Origin of the sequence: Shewanella jiangmenensis (assembly GCF_018596335.1) — a bacterium.
GTDB classification, from domain to species: Bacteria; Pseudomonadota; Gammaproteobacteria; order Enterobacterales; family Shewanellaceae; genus Shewanella; species Shewanella jiangmenensis.
In genome coordinates this window covers 19692-34112 of sequence record NZ_JAHEPS010000009.1, presented here as the reverse complement: position 1 = coordinate 34112, position 14421 = coordinate 19692, and the positions used below count along the sequence as shown (strand labels likewise).

Annotated in this window: 14 protein-coding genes; 9 read left to right on the top strand and 5 right to left on the bottom strand. The window is 55.1% G+C overall.

Annotated features, from left to right (window positions below; genetic code table 11):
• Positions 1-22 precede the first annotated feature (22 nt).
• Positions 23-1123 carry a DNA polymerase III subunit beta gene (gene dnaN / locus KJI95_RS17190; protein ID WP_214508434.1) on the bottom strand — a complete coding sequence of 367 codons (1101 nt, stop codon included), beginning with the start codon at positions 1121-1123 and terminating at the stop codon, positions 23-25.
• Positions 1124-1145: 22 nt separating this feature from the next.
• Positions 1146-2519 (bottom strand): chromosomal replication initiator protein DnaA, encoded by a 1374-nt coding sequence (dnaA, locus tag KJI95_RS17185; protein WP_214508433.1) that lies wholly within the window; start codon positions 2517-2519, stop codon positions 1146-1148.
• 460 nt (positions 2520-2979) lie between these two features.
• On the opposite strand from dnaA, the gene rpmH reads away from it, so the two are divergent.
• The 5 genes from rpmH to mnmE all read left to right on the top strand — a co-directional run bounded on the left by rpmH (position 2980) and on the right by mnmE (position 6794).
• Positions 2980-3117 carry a 50S ribosomal protein L34 gene (gene rpmH / locus KJI95_RS17180; protein WP_011758135.1) on the top strand — a complete coding sequence of 46 codons (138 nt, stop codon included), beginning with the start codon at positions 2980-2982 and terminating at the stop codon, positions 3115-3117.
• A 17-nt stretch (positions 3118-3134) separates the two neighbouring features.
• Positions 3135-3491: a ribonuclease P protein component gene (gene rnpA / locus KJI95_RS17175; RefSeq protein ID WP_214508432.1), complete on the top strand. Its 357-nt coding sequence runs from the start codon at positions 3135-3137 to the stop codon at positions 3489-3491.
• Entirely contained in the window at positions 3458-3712 is a 255-nt protein-coding gene (yidD, locus tag KJI95_RS17170; protein ID WP_214508431.1) for a membrane protein insertion efficiency factor YidD, read from the top strand. The genes rnpA and yidD overlap by 34 nt, the downstream gene beginning before the upstream one ends.
• Before the next feature lie 3 nt (positions 3713-3715).
• A complete protein-coding gene (yidC, locus tag KJI95_RS17165; protein ID WP_214508430.1) occupies positions 3716-5347 on the top strand; it encodes a membrane protein insertase YidC in 1632 nt (543 codons plus the stop codon).
• Positions 5348-5432: 85 nt separating this feature from the next.
• On the top strand, positions 5433-6794 hold the full coding sequence (mnmE, locus tag KJI95_RS17160; protein ID WP_214508429.1) for a tRNA uridine-5-carboxymethylaminomethyl(34) synthesis GTPase MnmE: 1362 nt from the start codon (positions 5433-5435) through the stop codon (positions 6792-6794).
• Between the two features lie 56 nt (positions 6795-6850).
• On the opposite strand, the gene KJI95_RS17155 is transcribed toward mnmE, so the two are convergent.
• Positions 6851-7372: a hypothetical protein gene (locus KJI95_RS17155; protein ID WP_214508428.1), complete on the bottom strand. Its 522-nt coding sequence runs from the start codon at positions 7370-7372 to the stop codon at positions 6851-6853.
• A 157-nt stretch (positions 7373-7529) separates the two neighbouring features.
• Positions 7530-8405 carry a LysR substrate-binding domain-containing protein gene (locus KJI95_RS17150; protein WP_214508484.1) on the bottom strand — a complete coding sequence of 292 codons (876 nt, stop codon included), beginning with the start codon at positions 8403-8405 and terminating at the stop codon, positions 7530-7532.
• Positions 8406-8560: 155 nt separating this feature from the next.
• On the opposite strand from KJI95_RS17150, the gene KJI95_RS17145 reads away from it, so the two are divergent.
• The gene (locus KJI95_RS17145; protein WP_214508427.1) at positions 8561-9694 is read left to right on the top strand and encodes an S-(hydroxymethyl)glutathione dehydrogenase/class III alcohol dehydrogenase; all 1134 of its coding nucleotides are present in this window, start codon (positions 8561-8563) and stop codon (positions 9692-9694) included.
• Positions 9695-9703: 9 nt separating this feature from the next.
• A complete protein-coding gene (gene fghA / locus KJI95_RS17140) occupies positions 9704-10549 on the top strand; it encodes an S-formylglutathione hydrolase (RefSeq protein ID WP_214508426.1) in 846 nt (281 codons plus the stop codon).
• On the opposite strand, the gene KJI95_RS17135 is transcribed toward fghA, so the two are convergent.
• Positions 10500-11426: an endonuclease/exonuclease/phosphatase family protein gene (locus KJI95_RS17135; RefSeq protein ID WP_214508425.1), complete on the bottom strand. Its 927-nt coding sequence runs from the start codon at positions 11424-11426 to the stop codon at positions 10500-10502. The two genes, fghA and KJI95_RS17135, sit on opposite strands and share 50 nt — an antisense overlap.
• 141 nt (positions 11427-11567) lie before the next feature.
• Between KJI95_RS17135 and mioC the strand changes: the two genes are divergently transcribed.
• Positions 11568-12008, top strand: coding sequence for an FMN-binding protein MioC (gene mioC, locus KJI95_RS17130; protein WP_214508424.1), 441 nt, complete (start codon positions 11568-11570; stop codon positions 12006-12008).
• Between the two features lie 443 nt (positions 12009-12451).
• Positions 12452-14341, top strand: coding sequence for a tRNA uridine-5-carboxymethylaminomethyl(34) synthesis enzyme MnmG (mnmG, locus tag KJI95_RS17125; RefSeq protein WP_214508423.1), 1890 nt, complete (start codon positions 12452-12454; stop codon positions 14339-14341).
• Positions 14342-14421 lie beyond the last annotated feature (80 nt).

Sequence of the window (14421 nt, the reverse complement as noted above, 5' to 3'; positions counted from 1 at the left end):
AAAGACTCGTCAGCAGACGGTCTTAGAGCCTCATCGGCATCACCACGTACATGGAGTCTTCTTCCACGTGGTTTTCAATCAGGGCGCTGGAGTTGCTGTCGATAAGAGTCACGCGGACTTCATCGGAACGCAGGTTGTTAAGCACATCAAGCAGATAAGAGACGTTGAAGCCAATCTCCAGAGTGGTGGAGTTGTAATCCACGTCGATGATTTCTTCCGCTTCTTCCTGCTCGGGGTTGTTGGCGGTGATCTTAAGCAAACCATCTTCCAGCAGAATCCGCACACCACGGAACTTCTCGTTCGACAGAATAGAGGCCCGCAGCAGCGCCTGCTTGAGCTGGTTACGGCTGGCAATCACGATTTTATCGCCGCCCTTTGGCAGCACGCGGCGATAATCGGGGAAACGACCATCCACCAGCTTGCTGGTAAACACCGCAGTGGCAGTGGTGGCGCGAATCGCACTGTCACCGATGGCGATGCTGATGTCCTGATCTTCGCTGTCGAGCAGACGGGACATTTCCACCACGCCCTTACGCGGCACAATCACCTGCTTTTCAGGCAGGGTGGCTTCGAGCGGACGATGGCTCAGCGCCAGACGATGACCGTCGGTGGCCACGGCGCGCAGCACATTGCCTTCGGTTTCAATCAGCAAACCATTGAGGTAGTAACGCACGTCCTGGTTGGCCATCGAAAACTGAGTGGCATCAATCAGTGACTTGAGGGTGCCCTGCTTGAGGGTAAATTCGATGTCCGGGCGGAACGCCTCGACATTGGGGTATTCTTCCGCCGGCAGCGTAGCCAGCGAAAACCGGCTGCGACCACAGCGCAGCAGCCATTTGTTTTCCTGCTGCTCGATTTTAAGCTCGGTTTGCTCGGGCAGTGACTTAACGATATCCAGCAGCTTTTTGGCAGGCACAGTGGTGCGGCCTTCCTGAATATCGCCGTGAACCGTGGCCTGCCCCACCAGTTCCACTTCCAAATCTGTACCGGTCATCTTAAGTGAGTGACCGCTTACTTCCACCAAAAGATTAGCCAGAATCGGCAGGTTATGGCGTCTTTCTACCGCACCGCTCACCAGCTGCAACGGCTTTAACAGCGCATCCCTATCAATCGAAAATTTCATCGTGCTCCAATCCCTGTCTTTTTTAGGAAGATAAGGTACGAATCAGGTTGGCGTAGTCTTCTTTGATATCGTGGCTCTCTTCGCGCAGCTGGGCGATCTTGCGACAGGCATGCAGCACTGTGGTGTGATCGCGTCCGCCAAAGGCATCGCCGATTTCCGGCAGGCTCTGGTTGGTCAGCTCTTTGGAGAGGGCCATGGCCATCTGTCGTGGACGCGCCACACTGCGGGAGCGGCGCTTGGACAGCATGTCGGCCATCTTGATCTTGTAATATTCGGCCACCGTCTTCTGAATGTTGTCTATAGTGACCAATTTTTCCTGCAGAGCCAAGAGGTCACGCAGTGCTTCGCGCACAAAATCGATAGTGATAGGCCGGCCGGTGAAATTTGCGTTGGCAATAACCCGGTTGAGTGCGCCTTCAAGCTCGCGCACGTTGGAGCGCAGACGCTTGGCAATAAAGAAGGCCACTTCGTCCGGCAGGTTAATGCCGCTTTCCTGCGCTTTGCGCATCAGAATCGCCACCCGGGTCTCGAGCTCCGGCGGTTCAATGGCAACCGTGAGGCCCCAGCCGAAGCGGGACTTCAATCTGTCCTCTACCCCGTCGATTTCTTTCGGGTAGCGGTCAGAAGTCAGGATTATCTGATGATTGCCTTCCAGCAGCGCGTTGAAGGTATGGAAAAATTCTTCCTGCGAGCGGTCTTTGTTGGCAAAAAACTGGATGTCGTCGATAAAGAGCGCGTCCACACTGCGGTAGTAACGCTTGAACTCTTCGATGGCGTTGTTTTGCAGCGCCTTCACCATGTCCTGCACAAAGCGCTCGGAGTGCATGTACACCACTTTGGCATTGGGATTATTTTTGATAATGCCATTGCCGACGGCGTGCAGCAGGTGGGTTTTACCCAGACCGGTGCCACCGTACAAAAACAGAGGGTTGTATGCGCCGCCAGGGTTTTCAGCCACTTGTAGTGCGGCAGCCTTGCCGAGCTGGTTCGATTTACCTTCAACGAAGTTATCGAACTGATAGGTCGGATTGATATTGCTGCGATGATTGCTGACCGCAGGCTCAGGCGGCGCGCCAAAGGCGTGACCCGGCTTGGGCTGGGGTGCCGCGGCCTTGACTGCGGTGGGCGCAGGCGGCACGGGTTTGGCAGAGGGACGGCTGCCGATGTCGAAACGCAGTTTGGGGGCGTCATCACCCATCTGCTCAGTAAAAAACTGATTGATGGAATTAATGTACTTGTCGCGTACCCAATCCAATACAAAGCGGTTTGGCGCGTACAGCACCAGGGTATCCCCATCCATTTCGGCCTGTAACGGTCTGATCCACATGCTGAATTGCTGCGCAGAAAGCTCGTCCTGCAGCCTGCCGATACACTGTTGCCAAAGTGAAACCGCCACCTGTTCCGTCCCCAAAAGATCTACCCAAAGGAGGAGTATTCTATCGGGACTGTTTGCGGATCGCTATCCTTAAAATGGATTTATCAACAGGGAGATCCTTGGATCTGAATAACTTGGATCAGTCAAGATCGAATCGGATCTATTTATGGGCCATTGGACTGAAATCCTGCTTTCTAAAGGGATCCACCTTGATCTATAATGCGCGGCCCACGATCTCATCTACACTTTCTGGATCCACCAGATATAGTGTGGATACACAGAGTTATCCACATCCTGTTGGGTTCTTTGTGGGGTCTACGGGGAAAAAATTGGCCTGTAATGTGTCGCTGGTGTGCCGTTCTTCTTGACGGCTGACGTTTGGGTGATTACAATTCGGCCTCTTTTTTATGCCCTTGTCTCTGATTTCAGATTATTGATACCAGCGTCAAGGAATGTTAACCAGTAAAGACGGATTGCCACCATGAGTAAACGTACTTTTCAACCTAGCAACCTGAAGCGCAAGCGTTCTCACGGCTTCCGCGCTCGCATGGCTACAGCTAACGGCCGCAAGGTACTGGCTCGTCGCCGTGCCAAGGGTCGCGCTCGTCTGTCTGCTTAATTCAGGTCGACATCTAGGTGACTAGCTACACCTTTACGCGGGAGTTACGTTTGTTAACTCCCGCGCAATTTAAAGCTGTTTTCACCGATCCTCTCAAAGCTTCTTCCGCTGAAATCACTTTACTTGCCGTTCGTAACACACTGGGTCATCCTCGTGTGGGTTTAACCGTACCTAAAAAACAGGTTAAACGCGCCCATGACCGTAACAGGGTTAAGCGGGTAATACGTGAAAGTTTCCGCCTGCATCAACACCAAATCCCCGGCGTCGATATAGTCGTGCTGGTCAGAAGTGGCGTGATGGATCTTGAAAACGAAGCCCTCCACCAGCTGGTAGACAAGCTATGGCGCAAACTCAGTCGCCGTTTCAATGGTTGATTACCAAGCTCATTCGAGGCTACCAAATCTTCATCAGCCCTATCCTTGGGCCGAAATGTCGTTTCCAGCCCACCTGCTCCCATTACGCCATTGAGGCAATTACGCTTCACGGTGTTATAAAAGGCAGTTGGTTTGCAATCAAACGCATATTAAAATGTCACCCTTTACATCCGGGCGGCAACGATCCCGTCCCTCCAAAAAAAGACAGGTGTAATAAATAGGCTATGGAATCACAACGCAATCTATTGCTTATCGGCCTTCTGTTTGTCAGCTTTTTGCTCTGGCAACAGTGGGAATCCGACAAAGCCCCCAAGCCGGCCACTGAAGTAGCTTCTGCTACTGCGCCGCAATCTAACAGTCAGGCTATTAACAGCGACGTTCCTACAGCCGATGCCGGCGTGCCAGCCACTGTGGCCGCTACCCAGAATCTGATCCACGTTAAAACCGATCAGCTGGACGTACAGATTAACCCTGTTGGCGGTGACATAGTTCATGCAGCACTGCTGACCCATAAACTGGAGCAAGGCAAAGACGAACCCTTTGTTCTGCTTGAGCAGAAAAACGCCTTCACTTACATCGCCCAAAGCGGCCTGATTGGCCGTGACGGTATCGACAGCGCCGCCAGTGGCCGTGCCAACTTCACTGCCAGCGCCACCGAATTCAGCCTCGCTGACGGCCAGGACACGTTGGAAGTGCCGCTGACTGTGACCAACGATGCAGGTGTGACGTTCACCAAGGTGTTTGTGTTCAAGCGTGGCAAATATGATGTGGGCGTGGATTACCGCGTCACCAACAACAGCGCCAATGCCCTGCAACTGCAGATGTACGGTCAGATCAAGCACACCATCGCCGCCAGCGAAAGCAGCATGATGATGCCAACTTACCGTGGTGCCGCCTTCTCTACCGCCGATGTGCGTTACGAGAAGTACAGCTTCGAAGACATGGGCAAGAAAGACCTCGACCAGTCCACTCTGGGTGGTTGGGTTGCCATGCTGCAACACTACTTCGTATCAGCCTGGGTACCAGCTGCCTCTGACAAGAACACCCTGTTCTCGTCCATCAGTGCCGGCGGCATGGCCAATATTGGCTTCAAGGGCGCAGTACATGACGTAGCCCCTGGCGCCAGCGAAACCATTTCTGCCACCTTCTATGTGGGTCCTAAAGATCAGGCCGCTCTGTCTGCGTTGTCTGAGTCGCTGAACCTGGTAGTGGACTATGGCTTCCTGTGGTGGCTTGCCGTACCAATCCACTGGGTGCTGATGTTCTTCCAGAGCCTGGTGCACAACTGGGGTGTGGCCATCATTCTGGTTACCCTGACAGTGCGCGGTATCCTGTATCCGCTGACCAAGGCACAGTATGTGTCCATGGCCAAGATGCGTAACCTCCAGCCCAAGCTGCAGGAGCTCAAGGACCGCTTTGGTGATGACCGTCAGAAGATGGGTCAGGCCATGATGGAACTGTACAAGAAAGAAAAAGTAAACCCGATGGGCGGCTGTCTGCCAATTCTGCTGCAGATGCCAATCTTCATCGCCCTGTACTGGGTGCTGCTGGAAAGCGTTGAACTGCGCCACGCGCCATTCATGCTGTGGATCCAGGATTTGTCAGTTCAGGACCCATACTACGTGCTGCCGCTGCTGATGGGCGCCTCCATGTGGATGATGCAGAAGATGCAGCCTGTTGCGCCAAACATGGACCCTATGCAGCAAAAGATGCTGCAGTGGATGCCGGTGGTATTCACCGTGTTCTTCCTGTGGTTCCCGGCCGGTCTGGTACTCTACTGGTTGGTGGGTAACATAGTTGCCATCATTCAGCAGAAGATTATTTATGCCCAGCTGGAGAAAAAAGGCTTAAAATAAGCCCATTTTTCAGGCGATACACTAAAAAGGCGACCTGAGGTCGCCTTTTTGTTTCCTTGACCCAGACAGCAAAGCGGAAAAGCACGTGACTACAGACACTATCGTGGCCCAGGCCACAGCCCCCGGCCGTGGCGGCGTTGGCATCATCCGGGTTTCCGGCAAACAGGCAAGCGCAGTCGCCCATGCCCTGCTCGGCCACCTGCCAAAACCCCGCTACGCCGATTTCTGTGATTTCAAAGACCCGGACGGCGCTGTGCTGGATCAGGGCATAGCCCTGTTCTTCAAAGGCCCCAACTCCTTTACCGGTGAAGATGTGCTGGAGCTGCAGGGCCACGGCGGCCAGGTGGTGATGGACATGCTCATCCGCGCCGTGCTCAAGGTCAAAGGGGTGCGCATCGCCCGCCCCGGCGAGTTCAGCGAGCAGGCCTTTATGAACGACAAGCTGGATTTGACCCAGGCCGAGGCGATTGCCGATCTGATTGATGCCACCAGCGAACAGGCCGCCAAGAGCGCACTGCATTCGCTGCAGGGGGATTTTTCCGCCAAGGTGCACACCCTGGTGGATAAAATCACCAATCTGCGCCTGTATGTTGAAGCCGCCATCGACTTTCCCGACGAAGAAGTCGACTTTTTGAGTGATGGCAAAATTGCCGCCGCGCTGTACGCCATTATCGACCAGTTGGACGAAGTGCATTCCAGCGCCAAGCAAGGCAGCATCATCCGCGAAGGCATGAAAGTGGTCATTGCCGGTCGCCCCAACGCCGGTAAATCGAGCCTGCTCAACGCGCTGGCCGGTAAAGAGTCGGCGATTGTCACCGACATCGCCGGCACCACCCGCGATGTGCTGCGCGAGCATATTCACCTCGACGGCATGCCGCTGCACATCATAGACACAGCGGGCCTGCGCGACACCACAGACGAAGTGGAGCGTATCGGTATCGAGCGCGCCTGGAGCGAAATCGAGACCGCCGATCGGGTGCTGTTTATGGTGGATGGCACCAGTACGGCTGCGGTCGACCCACACGAGATTTGGCCGGATTTTATCGACCGTCTGCCCAAGGGGCTTGGCATTACCGTGGTACGCAACAAAGCCGATTTGACCGGCGAGTCGCTCGCAGCCACCGAAGAGCAAGGCTTTGCCGTGTATCGGATTTCGGCCAAAACAGGCCTTGGCGTGGAGGAACTCAAGCAGCACCTCAAGGCGCTGATGGGCTACCAGAGTAACCTCGAAGGCGGCTTTATCGCCCGCCGCCGCCACCTGCAGGCACTGGATCTGGCCGCAGAGCACCTGCAATTTGGCAAGGTGCAGCTCGAAGTCTATCAGGCGGGCGAGCTGCTCGCCGAAGAGCTGCGCATGGCGCAGCAGGCGCTGTCGGAAATCACCGGCGAGTTCACTTCAGACGATCTGCTGGGCAAGATATTCAGCTCTTTCTGTATCGGCAAATAAGCTGCTATTGCCACAAGCTGCCGCCTCGCAATAAAAACGCCGGCCTGAGATAAACCTCAGTTGCCGGCGTTTTCAGTAATGGCATTCAGTTTTTCGGCCACCGCCTCGTTACTGGCGAGCACCTCGGCGATTTGACGCAGGTTTTCGGCCAGTGCGGCCGCTTTTTCTGGTGGGAACTTGGCTATCAGCGAGTCCTGCAGCCGCTGCTGCAGGTTTTTAAGTACAGCGTCGCGGTCGATATTCTGAGCCCCGGCAGCGGCCTTTTTAAGTTCGGTGACGGTAGTGGCCAGCGCCTGCAACTCCGGAAACAGCTGCGCATCCTTAAGCGGCGCCAATAGGTTCAAATCCTTAAGGCTGGCACTGTCGACCTTGTCATCCAAGGTCACCAACAGGTTATCGACCTTATCCAGCGTCTGTTCGCTGCGGGATAAAAATGGCGCGATGGCCGAGTCCTGCAGCACGCCGGTCAGCTTGTCGACCGTGGCGTACAAAATCACCGCCACCAGAATCAGCGGCAGCATGATGCCGGCAAAGAGCCCCACCCAGAAGTTGTTAAGTCCCGCCATAAAATTGTTCATCGAAAATCCCTTTTGCCGTTTGAAAACCAGACGCGTAAAAACCTTTTGTGAAATCCAGTAGGCTGAAAAACCATACAGTTAACACCTTAAACTAAGACTTGTTGTCCCGTTCAACAAGTTGAAACTGTCAAGTCTTAGACATAACGCAAACCGTCGGTCAGGCACCCGGCAGTTTTTGCGCCAGCATGTCCATCAGTCGTCCAATCTTGGGCGACAGCTGCCGATTGTGAGAATACAAACCCCAAATCCCCTCTTTGGGTTCCTGAAAGGGCTTGAGCAACACCAGCAGACGGCCGTCACGAATCGCTTCATCCACGTAATAGCCGGGCAGCTGGGCTATGCCCATACCTGCCAGTGCTGCCGCCAGCAGGGTGTTGCCGCTGCTGCAACTAAGCCGCCCTTTCACCTTCAGGCTACGAAGCTTGCCCTCCTCCTGAAAACGCCAGAATGGCAGGCTGCCGAGCAAACATTGATGACGACTGAGCTCCGACAGCGAATGGGGCGCACCATGACGGCTGACATACTCAGGCGATGCCACCAGATACTGCACCCGCTCGGCCAGCTTTCGCGCCATCATTGAGGAATCCGGCAACACCCCGAGGCGAATCGCCAAATCAAAGCCGCCCTGCACCAAATCCAGCTGTTGATTGGTCAGATCGCATTGCACTTCCACCTGCGGAAATTGCTGCATGTACTCCAATACGATTGGCATCACATATTGCTCGCCGTAGGTCACGGGCGCCGTCATGCGGATTAGCCCGCGCGGCTCGTTTTTAAGTGACGACACCGCCCGCTCGGCTTCATCCAGACCATCGAGCACCTGGCGGCAGTGACGGTAAAAAAGCTGCCCGTCTTCGGTGAGCGACACCTTGCGCGTAGTGCGGTACAAAAGCTTGCTGCCGAGGCGCTCTTCAAGCTCACGCACCTGGCGACTCACCTGCGCGGTGCTTATGCAAAGCCGACTCGCAGCTGTGGTAAAGCTCTGCGCCTCAGCCACCGCCACAAATTCACAAATCCCTTCCCAGCGCATGATTATTCCCATTCAGTAAAAGTCATTTACCAATAAGCGCGATTATCAATCATCAGCAAAGAAATACAATCAATCCCATCAAGCTTGCCGCAACGCTGTGCGCGCGGCTGTGCCATTCGGGCTAATTGCCCCAAACCGACATATCAGGGAGGAACCCCATGTCAGCATCTTTTATTAAATCCCGCGCCGCCATTGCCTGGGGCCCGGGCCAGCCCTTATCCGTTGAAGAAGTGGATGTGATGCTGCCAAAACCCGGCGAAGTGCTGGTGCGGATTGTCGCCACCGGCGTGTGCCACACCGATGCCTTTACCCTGTCAGGCGATGACCCCGAAGGCGTGTTCCCGGCGATTTTGGGCCACGAAGGCGGCGGCATTGTCGAAATGGTCGGCGAAGGCGTGACCAGCGTGGCAGTGGGTGACCACGTGATCCCGCTTTACACCGCCGAGTGCGGCAAATGTAAGTTCTGCACCTCGGGTAAGACCAACCTGTGCTCGGCGGTGCGTGCCACCCAGGGCAAGGGCCTGATGCCAGACGGCACCACCCGCTTTTATAAAGATGGCGAGCCGATTTACCACTACATGGGCTGCTCCACCTTCAGCGAATACACTGTGCTGCCGGAAATATCCCTCGCCAAGGTCAACCCCGAAGCGCCGCTGGAAGAAGTGTGTCTGCTGGGCTGCGGCGTCACCACCGGCATGGGCGCCGTGCTTAAAACCGCCAAGGTGAAAAAGGGCGACACTGTGGCAATTTTCGGCCTCGGCGGTATTGGTTTGTCGGCGGTGATAGGCGCCACCATGGCCGGTGCCAGCCGGATCATAGGTATCGACATCAACGAGAGCAAATTTGAACTCGCCAAAAAGCTTGGCGCCACCGACTGCATCAACCCCAAAGACTACGACAAGCCGATTCAGGACGTGATTGTTGAGATGACCGACGGCGGCGTGGACTTCTCATTTGAGTGCATCGGCAATGTGAATGTAATGCGAAGTGCGCTGGAGTGCTGCCACAAGGGCTGGGGCGAGTCGGTGATCATTGGCGTGGCGGGCGCCGGGCAGGAAATTTCCACCCGTCCGTTCCAACTGGTCACTGGCCGGGTGTGGCGCGGCAGTGCCTTTGGCGGCGTGAAAGGACGCTCCGAACTGCCCGGCATTGTTGAGCAGTACCTGCGCGGTGAATTTGCCCTGAGTGACTTTATCACCCACACCATGGGGCTGGATGCTATCAACGAAGCGTTCGAGCTGATGCACGAAGGCAAGAGCATTCGCAGCGTGATCCACTACGATCGCAAATAAGGAGCGGCCATGACTCTGGAACTTGTCAGTGCCAATCGCAGCTTCGGCGGTTGGCATAAGCAGTACAGCCATCAATCTGCCAGCCTGGATTGCAAAATGCGCTTTGCGATTTTTCTGCCGCCCCAGGCCGAAACCGAAAGCGTACCCGTGCTTTATTGGTTGTCGGGGCTCACCTGCAGCGATGAAAACTTTATGCAGAAGGCCGGTGCCCAGCGCCTCGCCGCCACGCTCGGCCTGGCAATAGTGGCCATGGACTCCAGCCCGCGCGGCGACGGCGTTGCCGACGATCCCGATGGCGCCTGGGACTTTGGCCTCGGCGCCGGTTTTTACCTCAATGCCACAGAGGCGCCCTGGAATAAGCACTACCGCATGTACGATTATTTGGTGAAAGAGCTGCCGAAGCTGATTGAAGCCAACTTTCCGGTCAGCAATAAACGCAGCATTGCCGGCCACTCCATGGGTGGTCACGGCGCCCTGACCATAGCGCTGAAAAACCCCGGCCGCTACACCAGCGTGTCGGCGTTCAGCCCAATCTGCAACCCATGCCAAAGCCCCTGGGGCCAAAAAGCCTTTGGCAACTATTTGGGTAAAGACAGGGAAAGCTGGCGCGAGTACGACAGCTGCGAGCTGATCCTTGGTGGCGCCGATCATATCCCTATGCTGGTGGATCAGGGCGACGGCGACAGCTTTCTTGAAAAAGAGCTGATGCCGATCCAGCTGCAGAACGCAGCGGCAAAGGCCGGATTCCCGTTAACGCTGCGGATGCAGCCGGGCTACGATCACAGCTATTACTTTATCGCGAGCTTTATTGACGAGCATCTGGCGTTCCATCATCAGGCACTGAGCCGGGCATAAGCTCAAACCAGGCAAGCAGCGGCGCATGATCCGACAATTCCGTTGCCGGAGATTGCGCCGATTTCAAGTTAAGCCCACGGTAAAACAGCCAGTCGAGCCGGTTGCCAAAGGCGCTTCGCCTGTGATCCGGCGAAAAAGCGGCGCTGGCAAGCCCATGTGAATCAACAAGATTTTTAAGCATCTCCCGCCTATCTTCGCCCCAAGCGTTAAAGTCGCCGCCAAAAATAACCGGCCCCTGATGGGCAGCTACGGCCTTAAAAAGTGGCTCAAGCTGCGCCTGCCAGTCTTCCAGCGACCAGGCAAAATTCACCCCGTGCAGGTTAATCGCAAGCAAGTTGTCGCCGCTGCTGAGCCGATAACGGGCGACAAGCGATCCTTTTGGAACTACTATCCAGGGCTCGCGGCTCAAATAGCCACACGCCGTTGAAACCAGCGCCGGTGACAGAGTCATCAGCCCATACCCCTGCCCTGCAAACGCAAAGGATTGCAGCGCGGCATAATCATAACCGCCGCGGCCAAGCGCAGAACTAAAGGCATCCGTCAGACCAACCTCCTGCAGCATCATCAGCCGCCAGCCCTCGCCCCAAGACCAAAGCGCCTGTGGCCACTCGCCATCGCCCTGCTTGTGAATATTCCACACCAGCACAGGGATAGTTCCAGCATCATCAATGTAAGTATCTGAATGACTGGTTTTTTTGTCGGATTTTTCGTCGAGGTCCAAGCGTGACTCGGCGCAGTCGCCGCTCATTTGTTTGCTGCCGCCTGCCAGCACCGGGGTGGCAGAATCCGGGATCTCAAGCCTGCTCAGGGTAGCGGCCAGCAATAACAGCAGCACCGCTGCAAGGAAAAGCGCCCATTTCATTGGCTTTTTAGTCATATACAAGCTCCGGGACTCAGTTGCGGCCTGTGCAATTTACCATAGCAAGAGCGCAAGCCGGGGGCAGCTCCATTTCCCACGTCCTTGCTTTGGGCTACCATGACGCCTGCATTTTTATCCTTTTCAGCGACGGATGTAACCATGGCAAAGATTGAAATTCTGATTGGCACCACCCTGGGCGGCAGCGAATATGTGGCCGATGAACTGGCGGCAATTCTTACCGAGGCCGGCCATGAGTGCAGCACTTATCTCGAACCCAGCCTGGAAAAACTGGACAAGAGAGCCTTGTGGTTGTTGGTTTCTTCGACCCACGGCGCCGGCGATCTGCCCGATAATTTGCAGCCTTTTGCCAAAGAAGTGCAGCTCTCAATGCCCGATCTGCAGGGCGTTCGTTTTGCCCTTTGCGCCATCGGCGATTCAAGCTACGACACCTTCTGTGAAGGCCCAGAAGGGCTTGTCGATTTATTGACCGACGGCGGTGCACAAGCTTTTGTGGATAAGATCCGGATCGATGTACAACAGGATCCTGTGCCGGAAGAGGCAGCCGCTCTGTGGTTGCAAAGCTGGATCGACCAAATCTGAGATCGCCTCACTGATCTTATCCCTGCTCACCCACAAGTTAGATCATTCTTATCCACAAAACTTGTTAATTCAGTATAAATTTGTGGATAAGATATGATTTAGATCTGATCATCCATTGCATTACTCAACAGGCGATCTGCTGCAAGATCCACCCTGTGGATAAAACAGCGATCTATCCCCACCTTATATCTCGATAGATCGCGTACAGATCACAGGTTCAAGATCGCGTTAACTCATGATTTAAAATGCTTTTTAGGCTTAACCACAGAAAAGCGCGATCCTAATAAGAGATAACAATAAGGAGATCTATATAAAGATCTTAAGATCTATAAGCTGATCCCCAATGGATCTTCTTCCTTAAAGAGTAAGTTCAACTTGGCTTCAGGCAATGGTAGAATAATCGGCTCATTACAGCGGTCCCATTTCAGGTTTAAGGTAGTGTCATGCAATTTCATGAACGGTTTGATGTAATAGTTGTCGGTGGTGGCCATGCCGGTACCGAAGCCGCTCTGGCAGCGGCCCGCATGGGTTGTAAAACACTGCTGCTCACCCATAACGTGGACACGCTTGGGCAGATGTCCTGTAACCCTGCCATTGGTGGTATTGGTAAAGGCCATCTGGTCAAAGAGATCGATGCACTGGGCGGTGCCATGGCGATCGCCACTGACTTTGCCGGGATCCAGTTCCGGACCCTCAATTCCAGCAAAGGCCCTGCAGTGCGAGCAACCCGCGCCCAGGCAGACAGAGCGCTCTACAAGGCCAAGATCCTGAACATGCTGCAGCTGCAGCCAAACCTGAAGATCTTCCAGCAGGCGGTAGACGATCTGGTGGTGGAAAACGGCCGGGTGGTGGGTGCCATTACCCAGATGGGCCTGGCCTTTGAAGCGCCAGCCGTGGTGCTGACCGCAGGTACTTTCCTGGGTGGCAAAATCCACATCGGACTTGAAAACTACAGCGGTGGCCGCGCCGGCGATCAACCAGCCATCGCATTGGCACATCGATTACGTGAACTGCCACTGCGTGTTGGCCGTTTAAAAACCGGCACTCCACCGCGTATTGATGCCCGTACCATAGATTTTTCGGTGATGACCGAGCAAAAAGGCGACTCGCCGCTGCCAGTGATGTCTTTTATCGGCGATGTGAGCCAGCATCCACAGCAGATCTCCTGCTACATCACCCACACCAACGAGCAAACCCACGACATCATCCGTGGCGGTTTGGACAGAAGCCCCATGTATTCTGGGGTGATTGAAGGCATTGGCCCGCGCTACTGCCCGTCCATTGAAGACAAAATTCACCGTTTTGCCGACAAGAACTCACATCAGATCTTTATCGAGCCTGAAGGCCTGACGACCACAGAAATTTACCCTAACGGCATCTCCACCAGCCTGCCGTTTGATGTGCAGATCAATCTGGTGCGCTCTATTCGCGGTATGGAAAATGCTGAGATAGTGCGCCCCGGCTACGCCATCGAATACGATTATTTCGATCCGCGTGACCTTAAAAACTCGTTGGAAACCAAAGTCATCGACGGTTTGTTCTTTGCCGGACAAATCAACGGCACCACGGGCTACGAAGAAGCCGGTGCCCAGGGCTTGCTGGCCGGCCTTAACGCCGCACTCAAGGTTCAGGGCAAAGAAGCCTGGGCGCCGAAGCGCGATCAGGCCTACCTCGGCGTGCTGGTGGACGATCTCTCCACCCTCGGCACCAAAGAGCCCTACCGCATGTTTACCAGCCGCGCCGAATACCGTTTGCTGCTGCGTGAAGACAACGCGGATCTGCGCTTGACCGAAAAAGGCCGGGAGCTTGGCCTGGTGGATGACGTCCGCTGGCAGAAATTCAACGAAAAACGCGATTCCATCGAGACTGAGCAGCAGCGCCTGCGCAGCCATTGGGTGCATGTAAACTCGACTCAGGTGAGTGAGCTCAACGACGTGCTGAGCGCGCCACTGACCCGCGAGGCATCTTTGGAAGATCTGCTGCGCCGCCCTGAGATCGAATACGATACCCTGATGAAGATCGACGGCTTTGGCCCGGGCCTTGCCGATCCGCTGGCCGCCGAGCAAGTGCAAATTCAGGTGAAATACGCCGGTTACATCCAGCGTCAGCAGGATGAAATCGCCAAGGCAGAGCGCAACGAAAACACCCGTCTGCCGCTGGATCTGGATTACAGCGAAGTGCCCGGCCTCTCCAACGAGGTCACCGCCAAGCTCAATGCCCACAAACCTGAAACCATCGGCCAGGCCTCACGCATCTCCGGTGTGACCCCTGCGGCGGTATCGATTCTGCTGGTGCACCTGAAAAAACGCGGTTTGCTGCGTAAAAGCGCCTGAAATCAGTTAATCCCTGAGCGGAAGGGCGCCAGCGCCCTTCCTTTCGTTTTTTCAGACCTTCATAATATCCGCATTCTTGT